The organism is Lapillicoccus sp., assembly GCF_039935575.1.
GTDB lineage: Bacteria > Actinomycetota > Actinomycetes > Actinomycetales > Dermatophilaceae > Lapillicoccus.
Window position 1 is genome coordinate 1 of sequence record NZ_JBDTKA010000003.1, and the last position, 20,426, is coordinate 20,426.

Below are 20,426 nucleotides of genomic sequence, written 5' to 3' on the forward strand. Positions count from 1 at the left end.
TCGACAACGCCGCCCTCCTATGCGGCCACCACCACACCCTCGTCCACACCCGCCGGCTACACGGAAAGGTTGACCCGACCACCGGACACGTCGTCTGGGATTTGACCCGAGGCTCCTACGACCACGCCCTCACCCAGGCCAGGCCAGACCGAGTCCAGAGCATGGCCTGATTGGGAACGACACCGGAAACCCCGCCCACCCACCGGACCGAACGTGACCCCGCCCCACACCCAGCAGGCACACCGCCAGTTGGGTCACCAGAGCGCGCCAAAGCAGGCCCGAGTCAGTCCACCCGGTCGGCAGCGACCACCCCGCGGCGTACGGCATCCACCGCGGTGCGTGCCGTCGCGGCCAGAACCGGGTCCCCGCCGGCTGCGGCCACGACCGCCACCTGGTCCAGCTGGTCGACGATCATCTTGCAGCGCCGCACGAAGTCACCCGCCGCGATATCCGAGTCCCGCAGGACGATCTCCAGCCGCTGCCCGCTCGCCCACCGATGCACCATCCAGGCGATCCCGCCGTCGGGGTCGCCGGTCGTCGGCAGACCTCGCTCGCGTTCCCGGTCCTCCAGCAGGCTCCACACCCGGACCATCTCGCGCCAGGCGTCGGACACGTCGTCGGTGGGCATCCGCGGAGTCAGCTCGGTGTCCTCTCGGCGCGGCTCGTGCACAAGGGTCGAGATGACGGCCGCGAGGCTGGGCGGGTCCAATCGGCGCCACAGCCCGAGGCGCAGACATTCGGCCGCGAGCAGGTCCTTCTCGGCATACAGCCGCCGCAGCTGCTCGCCGCGCGAGGTGACCGACTCGCCGCCGGCGCCGAGATACCCCATCTCCTCGAGCAGGTCACAGATCCGGTCGAAGGTCCTGGACACCGAGTTGGTCCGGCCCTCGACCTTGCGCTGCAGCCCCTCGGTCTCACGGCGCAGCCGCCACCACCGCTCGGCCCACCGCGCGTGGTCCTCCCGGTCCGGGCAGGCGTGGCACGGATGGGCCCGCATCCGCCGGCGCAGCTCCTCGATCTGGCCCGCCTCGGCGCTGGCCGCGCCCGTGCGGCGGGAGCGCTCCGGCGGGTCGTGCGGCACGGCGATCTTCAGCGAGGTCGCGAGGTCGCGGCGGGACTTCGGGCTCTTGGCGTTGAAGTTCTTCGGCAGCTTGACCGTGGTGACCGGCTCGACAGGGCCGGGTATGTCGACCAGGGTGAGCCGGCGCAGCTGCCGGTCCTCGGTGACGACAGCGGGTGACGGGGTCTCGCCTTTCCCACCCCTATTCGCCTGGACGACGACGGCATAACCGGCGCGTCGCCCGGCCGGGATGCGGATCACGTCACCGACCCGCAGGCGTTCCAGGCTGACCGCGGCCTCGGCGCGCACGCTCGCCGCCCGCGCCCGTACGGCGTCCTTCTCGAGCCGACGGATCTCGTCGCGGATGCCGGCATATTCCGCGAAGTCACCCAGGTGACACTGCATCGACGCGGCGTAGCCGACCAGCGCCTCGTCGTTACGCCGCACGGTGCGGACATATCCCACGACCGCGCGGTCGGCCTGGAACTGCGCGAACGAGGTCTCGAGCAGCTCCCGGGCTCGCTCGCGTCCGAACTGCGCGACCAGGTTGACGGCCATGTTGTAGGTCGGGCGGAACGACGAGCGCAACGGGTAGGTACGCGTGGACGCAAGACCCGCGACCGCGAGTGGGTCGAGCTGGGGGTTCCAGAGGACCACCGCGTGCCCCTCGACGTCGATACCGCGCCGGCCGGCTCGCCCGGTCAGCTGGGTGTATTCGGCGGGCGTGATGTCGACGTGAGCCTCGCCGTTGAACTTCACGAGCCGCTCGAGCACGACCGTCCGCGCGGGCATGTTGATCCCGAGCGCGAGCGTCTCGGTGGCGAACACCGCACGGATCCGGCCCGCCGTGAACAGCTCCTCGACGATCTCGCGGAACGTCGGCAGCATGCCCGCGTGATGCGCGGCGAACCCGCGGCTCAGCCCGTCGACGAAGTCCCAGTACCCGAGCACGCCGAGATCGTCGTCGTCCAGCCCGGAGACGCGCTCCTCGACCAGCCGGCGGATCCGGTCCCCGTCTGCGTCGGGGACCAGTCGGACGCCTTGCGCGAGCAGCTGGCCGACGGCGGCGTCGCAGCCGACCCGGCTGAAGATGAAGGTGATCGCGGGCAGCAGGCCTTCGCGCTCGAGGCGTTGCACGACCTCGGTACGCGTCGGGCCACCCCCGGGTCGGCCGCCACCTTGACGGGCGCCGCCGCGACCACCCGCACCGCCGCCCGGACCCCTGCCCCCGCGCTGATGTCCCCGCCGGGGTGGTGGACCGTCGTGCCGTTGGCGGGACATCGTCGAGATGGCTTGCAACAGCTCAGGACCCACCCGAGCCGGCGCAGCCGGGTGGGCCGCCATGCCTGTCATGCCGGTCATACCGGTCATGCCGGTCATGCCGGTCATGGCGTCGGCGTTCGACGGGTCGAAAACGTCGTCGACGAACAGGTCGTACATCCCTGTGCCGACCATCATGTGCTGCCACAGCGGCACTGGCCGGTGCTCGGAGACGACGACCGCCACGTCCCCGCGGACCTCCGCAAGCCAGGCCCCGAACTCCTCGGCGTTGGAGACCGTCGCCGACAGGGACGCGACGAGCACGTCGGGCGGCAGGTGGATGATCACCTCCTCCCACACGGCCCCGCGGAACCGGTCCGCCAGGTAGTGCACCTCGTCCATGACGACGTAGCCAAGGCCGGACAAGGTGCGCGACCCGGCATACATCATGTTGCGCAGCACTTCGGTCGTCATGACGACGATGGGTGCCTCGCCGTTGACGGAGGAGTCACCGGTGAGCAGACCGACGTTCGCCGCACCGTGGCGGCGCACCAGGTCGGCGTACTTCTGGTTCGACAGGGCCTTGATCGGCGTGGTGTAGAACGCCTTGCGGCCAGTGGCGAGCGCGAGGTGAACGGCGAACTCGCCGACGACGGTCTTGCCGGCCCCGGTCGGGGCCGCCACGAGGACGCCTCGACCGGCCTCCAGGGCCGCACAGGCCTCGATCTGGAACGGGTCGAGGGGAAAGTCGAGGGTGGCTGTGAACCCGCCGAGCTCGTTCGCCACCATGCTCTGCAGGCTACGTGACGACCCGGAGCGCGCCCGGGACGACCTCCAGGTCGAGGGGCAGCGGTTCGAACCGTTCACCGTCGGCCTGGGTGATGATGCCGTCGGCCTCCAGGCGCACCCGCCGGCCGCGCAGCATCTGGACCCGGGGGTGCGAGACGTGGGTGCCGGCGAACACCTTGGGGAAGACCCGCAGGAACTCCAGTGTCGAGATGCGGTGCACAATCGCGACGTCGAGCAATCCGTCGTCGTATGCCGCGTCCGGCGCGATCCGCATGCCACCGCCGAAGGCGGGCCCGTTGGCAACGGCGACGAGCATCGCCTCCGTCTCGATGCGCTGGTCGTCGACGGTAATCGCATACGGGATGGGCCGGAAGGTGGGCAGCTCGCGCAGCACCGCGAGGTTGTAGCGCATGGCGCCCTGCGGCCACGTCATCCGGGCCGCGCGTTCGTTGACGACCGAGTCGAAACCACCACCGAGAACCCCCATCCACCAACGGGTTCGGCCCCCCACGAGGCATCGACCGAGGTCGACCGTCCTCGTCTGGCCGACGGTGACGAGCGCCGCCGCGGTCTCGGGGACCAGCACGGGCAGGCCGAGCTCGCGCGCGTTGTCGTTACCCGTGCCGGCCGCGACGACGGCGAGCGCGACGTCAGTCTCGGCACAGAGGTTCGCGCCGAGATGAACCATCCCGTCGCCTCCGACCACGACCAGTACGTCGAGGTCACCTGACGCGATGGCGATGGCAGCGCGGCCGTGTGCGACGGCGGCTGTCGACCCGGACAGGTCCCTGACGTCGTGACCCGAGGCGACGAGCGCGGTATGCGTCCGCGCCCCGATCGCGGCAGCTCGGCCCTTGCCGGCGGTGGGGTTGACCAGCAGGCCGACCCGGGACAGCCGCGGCGACCTCACGGCTGCACGCTACCGGTCGGTCAGAGCGCTCAGACCGGGTAGAGCAGTCGGACCAGTCGGAGTAGTCAGAGCTTCGAAGCCTGGTCGTCGGGGACGGTGCGCCATTCGGCTGACTCGTCGCGTTTGGCGCGGCGCCGATCGAGGACGAGGGCCACCCCGACCGCGCCGAAGAACAGCGCCACCATCGGCACGGCGAGGAAGATCATCGACCAGGGGTCCGGCGAGGGCGTCATGATCGCGGCGAAGAGGAAGACGAGGAAGACGGCGGGACGCCAGGCCTTGAGCATCGTGCGCGCCGGCAGCACGCCGGCAGCGTTGAGGCCGACGAGGAAGACGGGCAACAGGAAGGCGAGCCCGAAGGCCAGGATGAACTTCAGCACGAAGTTGAGGTAGACGTCCGCTGGCACGATATTCGACGCTTGGTCGGGCGTGAACGACAGCAGTGCGTGAATGGCCTTGGGCATCGTCAGGTAGCCAAGCCAGCAGCCAGCCAGGAACAACGGGACTGCCGCGACGATGAAGACGGCTGCGGTGCGCTTCTCTCGCCGCGTAAGCCCGGGCAAGATGAATCCCCAGATCTGGTAGAGCCAGACGGGCGAGGCGATGATCACCCCGACAAACAACCCGACGGTGATCGCGATCGAAAACGAGTCGGTCGGGTTGGCGAAGTTGAGCGACGCGATCGCCTGTCCGCGTTCCTTGTCGATCTCCGTCAGCGGCTCGGCGACCTTCGAGATGATGTAGCTGTACTTCCACCAGCCGACCACCGCTCCCAACAGGATCGCGATCGCGGCGATCACAAATCGGCGCCGCAGCTCTCTGAGGTGGTCGCCGAGGGACATCCGCCCCTCGGGGTCACGCTGCTTGCGGAATCTGCCTCTGGCCATGACTCAGCGCTTCGTCCCGGCTCGTCGACGAGGTTCGGTTCGGCAGCCGGCGCTCAGAGCGCCGGGTTGTCGTGTTGCTGCGGATCGCGCGGCGCCTCGGTCCCGTTGCTCGGAGCGGCATACTGCGGCTGGGCGGGCTGCGAGGGGGTGTACGCCTGCTGTGGCGGCACATGCTGCGCCTGCTGCGGGGGCACGTACTGCGCCTGCGGCGGGGTGGTCGGGGCGGGCTGCTGCGGGGGCACCACGTCGCCGGGGACCGTCTCCGACGATGCCTTGCTCGGGCTCGGGACGTCCTTGCCGTCGTTCTTCATCTCCGACACCTCGGACTTGAAGATCCGCATCGACCGGCCCATGCTGCGGGCGGCGTCGGGCAGCCTCTTCCAGCCGAACAGGATGACGAGCAACACCGCGATGATGAGCAGGTGGCTGGGCTGGGCGAGGTCTTTCAACATGATCGTGAGGAACCTTCCGGGTTTGGTCCTGCCGAGTCTACGCGTCGAGCGACGTCACGAACCTGAGTACGCGCGTAGTGCCGCCTGTGCTCCTTGTTCGATGCTGACGGCCAGCTCGGATGGGCTGACGACGCGAAGATGTCCGCCCATCCGCCAGGCCAGCCGGCGTACTAGTGCAACGTCCGAGACGCGCAGCGTGATCCGGCGTCTCCCGTCGTCCAGCTCGTCGACCCGTTCGACGGTGTAGTAGTCGACAATCCAGGCACCGGCACGGTCGGTCTCCAGGACGACCTGGAGGTCGTCGGCACCGGGGGTGAACACGTCGCCACCGAGGTCGCGGGGGCGAGCCTGCGGTGGCGCGGTGCCGTCGGTGTCGAGAACCTCGAGCGACTGGATCCGGTTGACCCGGAACAGCCGCACGTCCTCGGCTCGGTGGCACCAGCCCTCGAGGTACCAGTGCCCGTCGAGGCTGATGACCCTCATCGGGTCGACGTCGCGCACGGTCTCCTCGTCACGGGCCGGCACGAGGTAGGCCAGGCGGAGACGGCGGTGGTCGCGAAGCCCGCGCCGGGCGTCCGCCAGCACCGACTCGTGTGCGCCGTCGTCGATGGAGACCTGGACCCGGGTGCTCGCGGCGCCGATCGCACCGGTCGCCTCCTCGAGCTTGGCCAGGGCACGAGCCACAGGTTCGTGCTCGGCGATGCCGCGTGTCGTGGCGAGCGCGCGCAGGCCCACCATGAGCGCGAGCGCCTCGTCGACCGTCAGCCGCAGCGGCCGGGCGATGTAGTCGGCATTGCCGACGAAGACCTTGCCGTCCTCCCAGTCCGCCTCGATCAGGTCGTCGGGCATGCCGCCAGGCGTACCGCACAGGAAGAGCAGCTCGAGGTCGGAGACCAACTGGTCCGAGGACACTCCGAACGCGCTCGCCGCAGTCTCGAGCTGGACACCTTGGTGGGCCAACAGCCACGGCACCAGGTCGAGCAGCCGGGAGAGCCGGTTGGTCGCCGACTCGGTGGCCGGCCGGGACGCGCTCACGGATCACCCCCGGCTGTGTCCGGGCAAGCCATCCGGGCCGTGTCGGCAGTGTCGGCCGTGTCAGCCGTGTCGGCCGTGTCAGCCGGGACACCGAGGTCGCCGAGAACGCCGTGCAGCCGGCGCACGACACGCTCGGCTACCTCCTCGGGACCGAGCACGACCACGTCCGGACCGTAGCCGGCGACCTCGTCGGCCATCCCGTCGGCGTCTCGGAAGTCGACCTCGAGGAGCGACCAGCCGGGCGTGGCGTCGTCGCTCGTCGAGGTGGCCCTGCGGCGCAGCGCATTGCCGGCCGACTGACGCACCCGCAGGGTCGCCACCCGGGTCGGCGCCGACGAGGTCTGGGTTGACTCCACCATCACCCGCGGGTCGTGGTCGGCCGGGGGCTGGTATGCCCCAGCCGGCCCGATCGCGGCCACGGGGCCGTCGATCCTGCCCAGGCGGAAGACGCGGGCGGCGCCTCGGCCGCGGTCGTGGCCGGTGACGTACCAGCGGCCATGCCACTGAGTGAGCGCCCACGGCTCGATGGTGCGGGTGGCCGCCTCTCCAGACGGCTTGCGGTAGTCGAAGGTGACGGCACGTCGTTCGACGACGGCTTTGCGAAGTGGTTCGAACGACTCCTCGGTGGTGCGCACCACGGGCTCGATCCCGACGAGGGACGTCTCGTCCAGCTCGACCCCCGCCGCGCGCAGCTTGCGCAGTCCGGAGGCCGCCGAACCCGCCAGGCTTGCGCGCGTCCAGGCTCGCCCGGCGAGCGCCAGCGCGGCGACCTCATCCGGCTCGAAGGAGATCTCGGGCAAGGCGTACTCGCGCTTGTCGATCCGGTAGCCCATCTCGTCGTCGAAGACCGGGTCGATCGGGGCGGTGACCAGCGGGATACCGAGCTCGCGCAGCTCGTCCTTGTCGCGCTCGAACATGCGGTCGAACGCCTCGTCGGACGCGGTGGCGAGGTACTGCGGCACCGCTGTGCGGATTCGAGACTTCGCGAGCGGCATCCGGGTGGCGAGGAGCGCGATGACGAGGTTGAGCAGCCGCTCGGTCTTGGCTGCCGCCGACGGTTGCACGCTCACGGTCGCAGACGCTACCCGAGAATTCGAACGGATGTCGGAGGGTCCTCTCCCGGGTCGCGTCACAGAACCGAGCGCACCTCAGCCGATCTCAGCCAACCTCATCGAACGTCCACCAGGTCGACGACGAAGATCAGAGTCTCCCCCGGCTTGATCGCGCCGCCGGCGCCACGATCGCCGTAGCCCAGGTGCGGCGGGATGGTCAGCTTGCGGCGGCCACCGACCTTCATCCCGGCGATGCCGTCGTCCCAGCCCTTGATGACGCGGCCCGCGCCAAGGGGGAAGTCGAGCGGGGCGCCGCGGTTCCAGGACGCGTCGAACTCCTCTCCGGTGGAGAACGCCCAGCCGGCGTAGTGCGTGCTCACCGTGCTGCCAGCACTCGCCTCGTCACCGGTTCCCTGGATGAGGTCTTCGATGACGAGCTCGCTCGGCGGTTCGTCGCCGGGGAAGTCCAGCTCGGGCTTGGTGCGGTTCGGGTCGAGGGCCATGTCCTGAGTCTGCCAAAAGCAGCGGCAGTCAGAGCAGGCGGGGCTCGATGCGGGTCTCGATGGCGGTGCCGTCCGGTCCAGGCTCCACGCGGTAGGCGGCCGCGCCCGGCTCCTCGGTCAGCGCCTCGACCATGGCGACCTCGGTCCCGGACCCCTGATAGAGCAGCCCGACCCCGTCGTCGGTGGCGTACCCGGGGTCAAGCGTGCCGTCGGCCACCAGCGCCTGGTAGAACGGCCGTCGCTGGGCCTCGGAGTCGTAGTGCACACCGTTGGAGAACGGCGCCAGCCCCAGCCCGTTGGTCACCGGGCGCAGGTCCGGCCCGAACGAGTCGGTCGTCCCGCCGGTATGCCAGCAGATCGACCCGGCCGAGACCCCCGTGAGCACGACGCCGGCCTCCCAGGCGGCTCGCATCGCCTCACCGATCCCGTGCAGCTGCCACATGGCCAGCAGACCGGCGACGCTGCCGCCCCACACCCATACGACATCCTGCGCGAGCAGGTGAGCCGTCACGTCGTCGACGTTGGGCATCGGAAACAGCGACAGGTGTGAGGACTCGTACCCAGCCAGCTGTGCCGCCGAGTGGAAGATCGAGACCGTATGCGCGTCGTCGCCCATCGCGGTCGGGACGAAGCAGACCCGAGGTGCCCGGCCCGCGACGCCGGCGAGGTCGACGGCGTACTCCGTCAGGGGGCCGACCTCCCAGGGGAGGCGCCGGCTCTCTTTGACCCCACCGGAGGTCGCGAGGATGGTCGGTGTGTCAGCCGGCACGGTAGTGGCGTGTCTCCGCGGGTATCAGCTGGCCGGTCATGACGCGTCGAGGATGTCGACGACGAAGACCAATGTCGAGTTGGCCGGGATCTTGCCCTGAGCCTGGGCGCCGTAGCCATCGGCGGGCGGGATGACCATCAGTACGCGGGAGCCGACCTTCTTGCCGACCAGGCCTTTGTCCCATCCGGGGATGACGTTGCCGGTGCCGATCTGGAAGCTGGCGGGCGACTTGCGCGCCCATGAGGAGTCGAAGACCGTCCCGTCCGCCCAGACAACGCCCGTGTAGTGCACCGTGAGGTTCTGGCCGCTCTTGACCTGCGCACCGGCTCCGTCGATGAGGTTCTGGACCACCAGCGTGGTCGGGGCGGCCGTCTTCGGCACGGTGATCGTGGGGCCGGTGGTGGCGTCGAAGGCCACCGTCGGCGCTCCCGCGACCGGCGCGACCACGGTGCCCGTCGCCTGCGTCAGCGGAGTGCTGATCGAGACGATGTCGGCGACGACGACGAGGTCATCCGCGCCGCCGATGCCCGCAGCCGTGCGGCCCTGGTCGCCGAACGCCTCGGCCGGCGGGATCGCGAAGAGCACGCGGGACCCGGCCTTGACCCCCGTCAGGGCCGTGACCAGGCCGGAGATCGAGTCCTGGCCACCGAGCGTGAACGCCGGCGTCTCCTTGGACTCGAAGTCGCTCTGCAGCTGCTTGCCCGTCGACCCCAGGAACAGTGCCTGCCGCACGGTGACCTTGTCACCGGCCTTGCTGGCGGCTCCGGTCCCGTCCTTGAGGGTGCGCGAGGCCGTCGCGCCGACCGAGACCGGCAGTGTGCCGAAGGTGACCTTGGGGGTGACTGCCGGGTCGTCGCCAGCGACCGTGATGCCCTCGAGAATCTTCACGTCGGCGGGGTTGTTCACCGGGGGGTGCGCCGGGTTCGTTCTTGCGGCGTCGCCCGCCCCCGCCGGAGTGGTGGTCGCCGACGAGCCGGGTGATCCGGAGGAACAGGCCGCCACCGTGGTGAGGCACAGGACGGACAGGACGGCTGCCGCGACAGCCGGGCGGAACGAGCGCACGCGAGAATGACCTTCACCATGGGGGACCGGGGACCGTGATGGCGGACCATGTCGATGATGTCGACGATGTCGACGCCCGGGGGACCAGCCATGTTAACCATCGTTGCTGTGCCCGTTGTTGTGCCCGTTGTTGTGCCCGTTGCTGTGCCCGTTGCTGTGTCGTTGCTGGGCCCGAGCCTGGTCGGGCAGGGCTCGGGCGGGCTGGGGCGGCCCCAGCCGCATCGTCTACATGCTGTCGATGAGGCGAGCGACCCGCGAGTCCTCCGACACGAACGGGTCCTTGCACAGCACCGTCCGCTGCGCCTGGTCGTTGAGCTTGAGGTGCACCCAGTCGACGGTGAAGTCGCGACGATGCTCCTGGGCGGCCCGGATGAAGTCGCCCCGCAACTTGGCCCGAGTCGTCTGAGGAGGACGGACCTTGGCATGGAATGTCTCGATGTCCGTGCACACGCGCGCGGCAAGCCCGCGGCGCTGCAGCAGGTAGAACAGCCCGCGCCGCCGGTTGATGTCGTGGTAGGCAAGGTCGAGCTGCAGGACCCGCGGGTCCGACATCGACAGGCCGTTCTTCTGCATGTAGCGGGTGATCAGGCGGTACTTCATCACCCAGTCGATCTCGGTCTCCACCGCCGCGAGGTCTCCGGAGTCGACCGCGTCCAGGGTGCGGCCCCACAGGTCCAGCACCTGCTTCTGGATCGGCGCGCTCAGTCCCTCACGCTCGACGAAACCCAAGGCCCGCTCGAGGTACTCACGCTGGATCTGCAGGGCCGATAGCTCGCGACCGTTGGCCAGGCGTACGGTCTTCTTGCCTGTGAGGTCGTGGCTGATCTCCCGGATCGCTCGGATCGGGTTCTCCAGGGCCATGTCCCGCATGACCACGCCCGCCTCGATCATGCGCAGCACCAGGTCGGCCGAGCCCAGCTTGAGCAGCGTGGTTGTCTCGGACATGTTGGAGTCGCCGACGATGACGTGCAGGCGGCGGTACTTCTCGGCGTCGGCGTGCGGCTCGTCGCGGGTGTTGATGATCGGCCGGCTGCGCGTCGTCGCCGACGAGACGCCCTCCCAGATATGGTCGGCGCGTTGGCTCACGCAGAACTTCGCGCCCGCACTCGAGGTGACGACTTTGCCTGCGCCGCAGGTGATCTGACGGCTGACGAGGAACGGGATCAGGACGTCAGAGATCTTCTGGAACTCCCCTGCCCGCCCGACCAGGTAGTTCTCGTGGCAGCCGTAGGAGTTGCCCGCCGAGTCGGTGTTGTTCTTGAACACGTAGATCTCGCCGGGGAGGCCCTCCTCCCGCAGCCGCAGCTGTGCGTCCTCGACCAGCCCCTCGACGATGCGCTCCCCCGCCTTGTCGTGCACCACGGCCTCGCGGACGTCGTCGCACTCGGGCGTGGCGTACTCCGGGTGCGAGCCCACGTCGAGGTAGAGCCGCGATCCGTTGCCGAGGAAGACGTTGCTGGACCGGCCCCACGAGACGACCTTGCGGAAGAGGTAGCGGGCCACCTCGTCCGGGGTGAGGCGGCGCTGACCGTCGAACGTGCACGTGACGCCGTACTCGTTCTCGATCCCGAAGATCCGCCGCTCCATTTCTCCACTGTATGCCGCGTCCTTGTGCCGTCAGCGAACCTCGCCGCCACCTCGCGTGGTCCCGTGGCAAGGTGCCCGGATGAACGTCTTGGTCCTCGGTGGCACCGCCTTCCTCGGGGGTGAGATCGCCCGCGCCGCGATGACCACCGGGCACGAGGTCACCTGCCTCGCGCGCGGTGAGAGCGGGAGCGCGCCGGACGGCGTCCGGTTCGTCCGCGGGGACCGGAGCAGGCCAGGCGCGTACGCCGGCTTGCCCCGGTCAGGTCGCTGGGACCTGGTGGTCGACCTCGCCCGTCAGCCCGGTCAGGTCAGGTCGGCACTGATCGAGCTCGCGGACCAGGCCGAGCGTTGGGTCTTCGTCTCGACGGGGTCGGTGTACGCCGACCACTCTCGTCACGGAGCCGGGCTCGAGACGCCCCTGCTGCGCGCGTGGGAGGGTGAGGTCGCGACCCAGGAGCAGTACGGAGCCGGCAAGGTCGCCTGCGAGGCGGCCTGCAAGGCATACCGCGGGTCTGACGTCCTCATCGCCCGCAGCGGGCTGATCGTGGGGCGAGGCGACCCGAGCGACCGGTTCGGTTACTGGCCTGGTCGGTTCGTTCTGGCGCAGGCCGACGGTGGCCCCGTCCTCGTGCCGGTAGTCACAGGCCGCCAGGCCCAGGCCATCGACGTACTCGACCTGGCGTCGTGGCTCGTCGGCGCCGGTCTTGCAGGGACGACCGGCATCGTCGACGCCTACGGGCCACGGAGGTTGCTGGGCGACGTTCTCGACGTGGCTCGGGAGGTCGCGGGGTTCACCGGGGAGAGCGTGCCGGTCGCCGACGAGGCGCTGCAGGCCGTCGGAGTCGAGGAGTACATGGGCCCGCGCTCGTTGCCGCTGTGGCTGCACGACCCCGAATGGACGGGCTTCAACGACCGCAGCACCGCCTCGGCGACGGCAGCAGGGCTGGTGGCCCGCGACCTGCACGAGACGATGCACGACGCGCTCGAGTGGGAGCGGCATCTGGGTCTGGGCCGCACGGCGCGGCGCGCTGGGCTGGACCGCGACGACGAGCTGGCGGTGCTCGCGGCGACCTGACCCGGCCGGGTCACGCCTCGCGAAGGGATCCAGACCGGCGGCAAACCGAATCGCGCTCGGCTCCGAACTCTTCGGAAGCCAGTTGCCAACTCGACGAACGGATGGTCCCATGCCCGACACCGCCACGTTCAAGACCGTCCTACGGGGCTACGACCCCGAGCAGGTCGCCTTCACGATGAAGGAGCTCAAGGCAGCCCTGGTCGAAGCCCGTCGCACCGCCGCGGAGCGGACGAGCGAGCTCGCCAAGGTCCAGGCCGAGTTCGACGACTCGGAGCAGGAGCTGGACGCCGCACTCGAGCGGATCACCGAGCTCGAGCGCCAGCACAAGGGAACCGAGTCACCCGGGTTCGACGAGCTCGGTACCCGCGTGAGCGCCATCCTCACCCTCGCCAAGGAGGAGGCCTCCGAGCTGCGCGGCTCCGCCGAGACGACCGCTGCCCAGGTTCGCGAGGAGAGCGACCGGTATGCCACCAAGGTGCGCCAGACCGCCGATGCGCACGCCGCGGGCCTTGTTGCGGACGCCACCGTGACGGCGCAGACCGCCCGAGACACGGCCGAGGCTGCGGCTCGAACCCGCCAGCAGGAGCTCGAGGGTTGGCTGGAGTCGTTGCGGTCCCAGGCGGACGATCTCGCCGAGCAGATCGACGGCACCCGCCGCGACTCGGCAGCCGAGGCTGAGCGGATCGTCGCCGAGGCCTCCGCAGCCGCGGCGCAGTCGACCAACCGGGCGCGGCAGGAGGCCGATGCGGCGCTGACCGCTGCCCGGGCCGAGGCGGCCGAGACGACCAGCAGAGCCCAGCACGAGGCCCACGCCGTGACGGCCGAGGCTCGCGAGCGGGCCGAGGTCACGACCTACGAGAGCCAGCAACAGTCCGAGCGGCTGCTGAGCCCGGCCCGCGACGAGGCCGAAAGACTCGTCCGGGAGGCACAGGGGCGCGCTGCCACCCTCGTCGGACACGCCCACACCGAGGCCGAAGAGACCACGCGGACCTCGAAGCAGGTCCTCTCGAGCGCCATCGCCCATCGGGACGAGGTCCACTCGCACCTGACCAAGGTCAGCGAGCTGCTGGCCGGGATCCTCGGCTCGGCAGTTGACCGCGCTCAGCCCGAGGTGCCCGCCGAGGACGCAGGGCACACCAGGCCGCAGCAGGTCGAGCCGCAACAGGTCGCCAGCGAGCACACCGTGGCCGACGTGCCCACCGAGCCGGAACAGCACGAGCACACCGAGCCCGAGCACACCGAGCCCGAGCACACCGAGCCCGAGCACACCGAGCCCGAGCACACCGAATCCGAGCGCACCGAATCCGAGCACACCGAATCCGAGCGCACCGAGGCGACGGACTCACCGCCCACAGAAGCGGAGCTCACCACACCCGAGCCCGGTAAGCCCGTGATGACGACGACGGCGCCGCCCCGATTTCGCCGCCTCCACGCAGCCCGGGCGTCCCGCTCCTCAGCAGCCGAGCGCAGCGGCTCGGCGACCCGACCGGACCAGCACGCCGTCGATGACCAGGACGACCTCGACGACAGCTTCGCGGGGGAACCGTTCGCCGCGGGCGGCGACTTCCGCTGAGCAGCACTCCGGCGGCGCCGCAGTGATCAGCGTGCCGGCAGTGCCGCCTCGATGGCTGAGACGACCTCGTTCGGCGCCGGCTCGGTTCCCGGCCGAACCCAAGTGACCACTGCTCCAACTGGAGCAACCAGAGACGTCACCAGCCTCTGCTGCACGACGTCGGCCAGGCGGTCGGTGTGGGTCGTGGAAGCCGGCCGGAACCCATCCCGGGCCAACACGATCCCGCACCGAGGCGTCACCGCTCGTGGCCCTACGACCCAGCGGTCACCCAGCGGTCGACAGGCTTATTGCCCTTCGTCACCATCTGGGTGAGACTGCACGGACTGCACGGACTGCACGGACTGAACGGCGTCGGTATGCGCGTCGCCCCCGGGCGGCCGTTCGGTGCCCGGGGTCTCGGGCTCATGCCCGCTGAGCACGTCGTGGTGGCCGGGTCGGCCGTCGTCGGTCTCGGGCGCGTCGGACACGGGGCTGTCGGCGCTGAGCAGGTCGTCGAGCAGCTGTCCGACGATCCGCCGGAAGGTGCGGCGTGGCCGTTGCCGGTCCAGGACGGCTACCTCGAGCTGCGCGCCGGTAAGCTCTCGCGGCTCGCCGCCGTTGGGGTCCTCGGCCAAGGTGCCGACAGCCAACCGCAGCGCCTCGGCGAGGGTCAGGCCCTCGCGCCAGCGCTCCCGCATCGCGGTCTCCGCTGCTGGGGCGGTGGCGCCTCCCATGACGACGAAGCCGTGCTGGTCGACGACGGAACCATCGTAGGTCAGCCGGTAGATCTGGTCACGGTCCTGGTCGCTGCCCACCTCGGCGACGACGAGCTCGATCTCATAGGGCTTCGGCTCCTGCGTGAACACCGTCCCGAGCGTCTGGGCGTAGGCGTTGGCCAGGCCACGCGCGGACACGTCGCTGCGGTCGTAGGAGTAGCCGCGCAGGTCGGCATACCGGATGCCGGCGACCCGCAGGTTCTCGAACTCGTAGTACATCCCGACGGCGGCGAAGGCGATGCGGTCGTAGATCTCGGAGATCTTGCGCAGGCTCTGAGGGTTGTCCGCGACGAAGGCGATCCCCTTGTCATAGGTGAGGACGACGACCGACCGGCCGCGCGCGATACCTTTGCGCGCGTAGTCGGCCTTGTCCTTCATCAGCTGCTCGGGCGAAACGTAGAACGGCATGCTCATCGCGCACCTCCGGGGTTGCCGCCGGGGTTGCCCTGCCGCGCCGCGACCACCTCGGTGACGACTCCGGCGAGGACGTCGTCGGACAGGAACCGGGCGCCTTCGACGTCGACCACGGCCAGGGTCGGCCAGATCCGCCGACCGAGGTCGGGCCCGCCGGTGGCCGAGTCGTCGTCGGCGGCGTCGTAGAGCGCCTCGACGGCCACCCGGACCGCGCCGGCCTGGTCGATGTCGCGGCGCCAGAGCTTTTTCATCGAGCCCCGAGCGAACAGCGAGCCCGACCCGATGCTGTGGTGGTCGTGCTCGCGGTAGCAGCCGCCGGTCACGTCGTAGGAGTAGATCCGCCCCGACCGGTCGTCGAGGTCGAACCCGGCGAACAACGGCACCACGGCCAGACCCTGCATCGCGTGGCCGAGGTTGGCCCGGATCATGCTCGCGAGCCGGTTCGCCTTGCCCTCGACGGACATCAACGTGCCCTCGATCTTCTCGTAGTGCTCCAGCTCGACCTGATAGAGCCGGACCAGCTCGATGGCCAGCCCGGCCGTCCCCGCGATACCGACGACGGCGTACTCATCAGCCGCGAAGACCTTCTCCATGTCGCGGTTCGCGATGAGGTTGCCCATCGTCGCCCGCCGGTCGCCGGCCATCACCACGCCGTCCGCATACTCCAGCGCGACAACCGTCGTGCCGTGTGGCGCCTCGAGGCTCGCTCCGACCGGAAGCACCCGTCGCCCGGGCAGCAGCTCTGGCGAGACATGTCCGACGAACTCGCTGAAGGAGGAGGACCCGGGCACGGTGAACGCCCCGGGCAGCCGGCCCGAGAAGGGGTCTGGGCTCACTGCCCGCCCTTTTGCACGAACCCGCGCACGAACTCCTCGGCGTTGGACTCGAGGACGCCGTCGATCTCGTCGAGGACGCTGTCGATGTCGTCGTCGAGGGCCTCCTTGCGCGCGGTGGCCTCAGGGGCCACCGGAGCGTCGTCAGGACCTGGGTCTGACTCGTCCTCGCGGCGCTGCGGACGGCTCTGCTCCTGGCTCGGCATGACGTGACTTCCCCTGTCGTGCCGCCTGATGCGGCCTCAGTCGACCCTAACCCGCCGCGGCGTCGAGTTCACGCAGCAGGGTGACCACGTCCGGGCTGCGGTCGAGGATGGCGCCGACGTGCGCCTTGGTCCCGCGCTCCGGCTCGAGCATCGGCACCCGCTGCAGTGCCGGCCGGCCGGGCACGTCGAAGATCACCGAGTCCCACGACGCCGCCGCGATCTGCCCCGGGAACTTGTCCAGGCACTTCCCCCGGAACCAGGCGCGCGTGTCCTCAGGCGGGTCGGTGACCGCCGACTGCGCGTCGGCCGGGTCGACGAGCGACGTCACCATCCCCCGCGCAGCGAGCCGGTGGAAGAGGCCCTTCTCGGGGCGGATGTCGCTCCACTGGATGTCGACGGCGCGCAGCCGGGCATCGCTCCAGTCCATGCCGTCGCGTTCGCGGTAACCCTCGAGCACCTGCTTCTTGGCCACCCAGTCGAGCTCGGCCGCGCACGAGGCGGGGTCGTTGCCGAGCCGGGTGAGCAGGTCGGCCCACAGGCGCATCACCTCGGCGGTGTCGGGGTCATCGGTCTGGTGGTTCCCACCGAGGCCACGAGCTTCGAGGTATGCCGCTGCGGCGTCGTGGTACTCCCACATCAGCTGCAGAGCGGTCATCTGCCGGCCGTCCCGCAGGGTGACGAGGGTGGCGAGCGTCGGGTCGTGCGACACGGCGTGCAGGGTGGCCACCGGCTTGACCAGGGTGAGGTCCCGGGTCATCGCGCGGTCCTCGATCAGAGCCAGCACGAGGGAGGTCATCCCGAGCTTGAGCAGGTTGGCGACGTCGGCGTGGTTGGCGTCGCCGATGATGACGTGGAGGCGACGGTAGAGGTCGGCCACGGCGTGCGGCTCGTCGCGGGTGTTGATGATGGGCCGCTTGAGGGTCGTCTCCAGACCCACCTCGACCTCGAAGAAGTCGGCCCGCTGGCTCAGCTGGAACCCCGGGGTGCGCGAGTCCTGCCCGATCCCGACGCGTCCGGACCCGCAGATCACCTGCCGCACGACGAAAAAGGGGACAAGGTGCCGGACGATGTCGGCAAACGGCGTCTCGCGGCGCATCAGGTAGTTCTCGTGGGTGCCGTAGGACGCCCCCTTGCCGTCGGTGTTGTTCTTGTAGAGGTTGACCGGCGGCAGACCGGGTCTGTCGGCGAGGCGGCGGACCGCCTCCAGCATGATCAGCTCGCCCGCCCGGTCCCACCGCACCGCCGCCCGGGGGTTGGTCACCTCGGGAGAGCTGTACTCGGGATGCGCGTGGTCGACGTAGAGCCGCGCCCCGTTGGTGAGGACGACGTTGGCCAGCGTCGGGTCCTCGATGTCGGTCAGCTGGGAAGGGTCGGCGACCGCCCGGTTGATCTCGAAGCCCCGTGCGTCGCGCAGGGGAGCCTCGTCGGCGTAGTCCCACGAAGCCCGCCCGGACCGCACCCCGTGGGCACTGGCATACGCATTCACCACGTGGCCGGACAGGATCATCGGGTTGGCGGCGGGGTCGCCGGGGACGAGGATCCCGTACTCCGTCTCGATCCCCATGACTCGTCGCACGCTCACTCGGCCACCCTACGTGCGCGCCCTCGCGCGCCGACCGACAGACTGGCCCGATGGCACGGATGCCCCTGCGGACCAGAGTTTTCACGACCGTCTACGACCGGGTCGCCAAGAGCGTCGACGAGATGAGCCACGAGGACCTCGTCAAGGCCCGAAGGGGCGTGGTCCCGGCGCGCCCGCCGTTCACCTGGGTGACCGGCCGGGTCTACCGAGACGTCCGGATCTCGAAGGCCCAGTTCGCGGCCCGGGACGGACTTAAGATCCCCGTCCGCGTCTACGAGCCGGCCGGTGGTCGAAGCCGCAACGCATACCCCGTCGTGGTGTTCTTGCATGGCGGCGGCTGGGTGCTCGGAAACGTGCGGGGCTACGACTCGCTCTGCACGTTCATCGGCCACGCCGTCGGTGCAGTGGTGCTCAGCGTCGACTACCGGCTTGCTCCAGAGGCGAAGGCACCGCGGGCCGCGCTGGACTGCGTCGACGGGGTGCGGTGGGCGGCCGAGGCCGGCTCCCGGTTCGGGGCCGACAGCACGCGGTTGGCCGTATGCGGCGACAGCGCGGGCGGCAACCTCGCGGCCGTCGTCGCCCAGGTCGTGCGCGACGAGGGCGGCCCCGCGATAGCCCATCAGGCGTTGATCTACCCCGGGACGGACGCGACGAAAAGTTATCCGTCGATCCAGGAGAACGCCGACGGACCTATCCTGAGCGAGCGCGACATCGACGGGTTCCTCGAGTTCTATGTCGGCGGAAGCGGGCTGGCGCTGACCGATCCCCTGGTCTCACCGCTGTGGGCCGACGACCTCAGCGGCCTGCCGCCGGCGCTGGTGCAGACCGGCGAGCTGGACCCGCTGCGAGACGAGGGTCAGGCATACGCAAACCGGCTCGCCGAGGCCGGCGTGCCGGTGCGGTCGACGACCTACCTGGGCGCCCCACACGGGTTCATGAGCTTCCCGGGGTTCACCACCTGTGGCGCGCAAGCCCGTCTCGAGCTCGCGACCGAGCTCCGCCGGCACCTCCTGTGACTGTTCGTCTGAAGGCCGTCCGACCGGTCGTCCGACCGGCATCTGAGCGGAGGCCGGCTGGTAGTGGTCCGGAGCGAAACCGGCAGCCCGTTTGCCGTTAGAGTGGGAACTGGATCCGCCGCCGCCCTCGGAAGGCCGCCCGTGAACGACGTCGTGGTGTTCTCCGGAACTGCCCACCCCTCTCTCGCCGACCGGATCTGCGGTCATCTCGGAGTCCGGCGTGCGGCCGTGGACATCAAGAGGTTCAGCAACGACTGCCTCCAGGTGCAGCTCCTGGAGAACTGCCGGCAGCAGGACGTCTACCTGATCCAGCCGTTGGTACCCCCCACGCAGGAGCACCTGATGGAGCTCCTGCTCATGTGCGACGCGGCGCGCGGGGCCTCGGCCGCCCAGATCACGGTCGTCATGCCGCACTACGCGTATGCCCGCTCGGACAAGAAGGACGCCTCCCGGATCTCGCTTGGCGGCCGGCTCGTCGCCGACATGCTCAGCACCGCCGGAGCGCACCGCGTGCTGACGATGGCCTTGCACGCCCCCCAGGTCCACGGGTTCTTCTCGGTTCCCGTCGACCACCTCACCGCGATCGGTGTCCTCGCAGACCACTACCGAGGACGCGACCTCACCAACACCGTCGTCGTCTCCCCCGACCTCGGCAACGCCAAGACCGCCACCCTGTTCGCGAGGCTGCTGGGCCTCCCGGTGGCCGCCGGCAGCAAGCAGCGGGTCACCGACGACAAGGTCGTGATCGAGTCGATCGTCGGCGACGTTGCGGGCAAGCGGGCCATCATCCTCGACGACGAGATCGCGACCGGTGGGTCGATCGTCGAGCTGCTCGAACGCCTCAAGGACGTCGGGTGCACGGAGGCGTCGGTGACGTGCACCCACGGCCTGTTCGCCGGCCCGGCTGTCGAGCGGCTGAGCACGCACCCGATGATCAGCGAGGTCGTCACGACCGACACGGTCCCCCGGCCCGACGGGTGGCCCGACCTGCAGGTGCGTTCGGTGGCCGGCCTGTTCGCCGAGGCGATCTCGCGCATCCACTATGGCCGGTCCGTGTCCTCGCTGTTCGAGGGAGTCGACCCAACCCACGCTCCTCCGCAGCCCCGGTTGCCGTTCTGAGCTCCCACCTGGCTCGGCCGCGATGACACCCATGACGCCTGTCGCCGACGGCTCCCGGCCGCAGCCGATCCGCGGTATGTCGGTGGTCGCGGCAGGGGTCCTCGACACCGTCGTCATCCTCGTCTTCGCCGCCGTCGGTCGCGCCACCCACGACGAGACCAACCCGGTGCTCGGCGTTTTGGCGACGGCATGGCCGTTCCTGGTCGGCGCCGCAGCCGGCTGGGCGCTCGTGCACGGGAGGTCGCTTCGCTGGCCCACGCGGGTGGGCACCGGCATACCCGTCTGGGTGTGCGCGGTCGTCCTCGGCATGCTGCTGCGCGTCGTGACCGGGGGCGGCACCGCGTTCTCGTTCGTCGTCGTGGCGACCCTCGTCCTCGGCGTGCTCCTCCTCGGCTGGAGAGTGCTGGCCGTCCGAGTCCGCCCTCGGCTGGCCTCCTGAACCAGGGCCTGCCCTCCTGAACCAGCGCTCAGGGGTCGTTCAGAGGTC

The 20,426-nt window shown here is 70.0% G+C and carries 19 protein-coding genes; 5 read left to right on the forward strand and 14 right to left on the reverse strand.

Annotated elements, in window-relative coordinates:
- Positions 1 to 283: 283 nt before the first annotated feature.
- The 10 genes from ABI385_RS00160 to pafA all read right to left on the reverse strand — a co-directional run bounded on the left by ABI385_RS00160 (position 284) and on the right by pafA (position 11,366).
- Positions 284 to 3,109: a DEAD/DEAH box helicase gene (locus ABI385_RS00160; protein ID WP_348101699.1), complete on the reverse strand. Its 2,826-nt coding sequence runs from the start codon at positions 3,107 to 3,109 to the stop codon at positions 284 to 286.
- 10 nt (positions 3,110 to 3,119) lie between these two features.
- Positions 3,120 to 4,019 (reverse strand): YegS/Rv2252/BmrU family lipid kinase, encoded by a 900-nt coding sequence (locus tag ABI385_RS00165; protein ID WP_348101700.1) that lies wholly within the window; start codon positions 4,017 to 4,019, stop codon positions 3,120 to 3,122.
- Between the two features lie 65 nt (positions 4,020 to 4,084).
- On the reverse strand, positions 4,085 to 4,906 hold the full coding sequence (gene tatC / locus ABI385_RS00170) for a twin-arginine translocase subunit TatC (RefSeq protein ID WP_348101701.1): 822 nt from the start codon (positions 4,904 to 4,906) through the stop codon (positions 4,085 to 4,087).
- A 53-nt stretch (positions 4,907 to 4,959) separates the two neighbouring features.
- Positions 4,960 to 5,358: a Sec-independent protein translocase subunit TatA gene (tatA, locus tag ABI385_RS00175; RefSeq protein ID WP_348101702.1), complete on the reverse strand. Its 399-nt coding sequence runs from the start codon at positions 5,356 to 5,358 to the stop codon at positions 4,960 to 4,962.
- 54 nt (positions 5,359 to 5,412) lie between these two features.
- The gene (locus tag ABI385_RS00180; RefSeq protein WP_348101703.1) at positions 5,413 to 6,393 is read right to left on the reverse strand and encodes a WYL domain-containing protein; all 981 of its coding nucleotides are present in this window, start codon (positions 6,391 to 6,393) and stop codon (positions 5,413 to 5,415) included.
- Positions 6,390 to 7,463, reverse strand: a complete 1,074-nt coding sequence (locus tag ABI385_RS00185; protein ID WP_348101704.1) for a WYL domain-containing protein — start codon at positions 7,461 to 7,463, stop codon at positions 6,390 to 6,392. Before ABI385_RS00185 ends, ABI385_RS00180 begins: the two co-directional genes overlap by 4 nt.
- Positions 7,464 to 7,561: 98 nt before the next feature.
- Complete coding sequence (locus ABI385_RS00190) at positions 7,562 to 7,948, reverse strand: FKBP-type peptidyl-prolyl cis-trans isomerase (protein ID WP_348101705.1); 387 nt, start codon at positions 7,946 to 7,948, stop codon at positions 7,562 to 7,564.
- Positions 7,949 to 7,976: 28 nt separating this feature from the next.
- Entirely contained in the window at positions 7,977 to 8,717 is a 741-nt protein-coding gene (locus tag ABI385_RS00195) for a peptidase E (protein WP_348101706.1), read from the reverse strand.
- Between the two features lie 36 nt (positions 8,718 to 8,753).
- A complete protein-coding gene (locus ABI385_RS00200; RefSeq protein ID WP_348101707.1) occupies positions 8,754 to 9,779 on the reverse strand; it encodes an FKBP-type peptidyl-prolyl cis-trans isomerase in 1,026 nt (341 codons plus the stop codon).
- Positions 9,780 to 10,004: 225 nt separating this feature from the next.
- A complete protein-coding gene (pafA, locus tag ABI385_RS00205; protein WP_348101708.1) occupies positions 10,005 to 11,366 on the reverse strand; it encodes a Pup--protein ligase in 1,362 nt (453 codons plus the stop codon).
- A 79-nt stretch (positions 11,367 to 11,445) separates the two neighbouring features.
- Between pafA and ABI385_RS00210 the strand changes: the two genes are divergently transcribed.
- Together ABI385_RS00210 and ABI385_RS00215 are read left to right on the forward strand one after the other, a co-directional pair.
- Entirely contained in the window at positions 11,446 to 12,441 is a 996-nt protein-coding gene (locus ABI385_RS00210; protein ID WP_348101709.1) for an NAD-dependent epimerase/dehydratase family protein, read from the forward strand.
- A gap of 109 nt (positions 12,442 to 12,550) precedes the next feature.
- Positions 12,551 to 14,014 carry a hypothetical protein gene (locus tag ABI385_RS00215; protein WP_348101710.1) on the forward strand — a complete coding sequence of 488 codons (1,464 nt, stop codon included), beginning with the start codon at positions 12,551 to 12,553 and terminating at the stop codon, positions 14,012 to 14,014.
- 284 nt (positions 14,015 to 14,298) lie between these two features.
- Here ABI385_RS00215 and prcA read toward each other — a convergent pair whose 3' ends face one another.
- Genes prcA through dop form a run of 4 tightly spaced genes read right to left on the reverse strand, consistent with a single transcriptional unit; the run spans position 14,299 to position 17,786 of the window.
- A complete protein-coding gene (prcA, locus tag ABI385_RS00220; protein WP_407068205.1) occupies positions 14,299 to 15,177 on the reverse strand; it encodes a proteasome subunit alpha in 879 nt (292 codons plus the stop codon).
- Between the two features lie 2 nt (positions 15,178 to 15,179).
- A complete protein-coding gene (gene prcB / locus ABI385_RS00225) occupies positions 15,180 to 16,019 on the reverse strand; it encodes a proteasome subunit beta (RefSeq protein WP_348101712.1) in 840 nt (279 codons plus the stop codon).
- Positions 16,016 to 16,222, reverse strand: coding sequence for a ubiquitin-like protein Pup (locus tag ABI385_RS00230; RefSeq protein WP_348101713.1), 207 nt, complete (start codon positions 16,220 to 16,222; stop codon positions 16,016 to 16,018). The genes prcB and ABI385_RS00230 overlap by 4 nt, the downstream gene beginning before the upstream one ends.
- A 46-nt stretch (positions 16,223 to 16,268) precedes the next feature.
- A complete protein-coding gene (gene dop / locus ABI385_RS00235) occupies positions 16,269 to 17,786 on the reverse strand; it encodes a depupylase/deamidase Dop (protein WP_348101748.1) in 1,518 nt (505 codons plus the stop codon).
- Positions 17,787 to 17,854: 68 nt separating this feature from the next.
- Here dop and ABI385_RS00240 point away from each other — a divergent pair, with 68 nt between their 5' ends.
- The 3 genes from ABI385_RS00240 (at position 17,855) to ABI385_RS00250 (ending at position 20,378) form a co-directional block, all read left to right on the forward strand.
- Positions 17,855 to 18,820, forward strand: coding sequence for an alpha/beta hydrolase (locus tag ABI385_RS00240; protein WP_348101714.1), 966 nt, complete (start codon positions 17,855 to 17,857; stop codon positions 18,818 to 18,820).
- 141 nt (positions 18,821 to 18,961) lie between these two features.
- Positions 18,962 to 19,939 (forward strand): ribose-phosphate pyrophosphokinase, encoded by a 978-nt coding sequence (locus tag ABI385_RS00245; RefSeq protein WP_348101715.1) that lies wholly within the window; start codon positions 18,962 to 18,964, stop codon positions 19,937 to 19,939.
- 31 nt (positions 19,940 to 19,970) lie between these two features.
- Positions 19,971 to 20,378 carry a DUF3054 domain-containing protein gene (locus ABI385_RS00250; protein ID WP_348101716.1) on the forward strand — a complete coding sequence of 136 codons (408 nt, stop codon included), beginning with the start codon at positions 19,971 to 19,973 and terminating at the stop codon, positions 20,376 to 20,378.
- Positions 20,379 to 20,426: the final 48 nt, after the last annotated feature.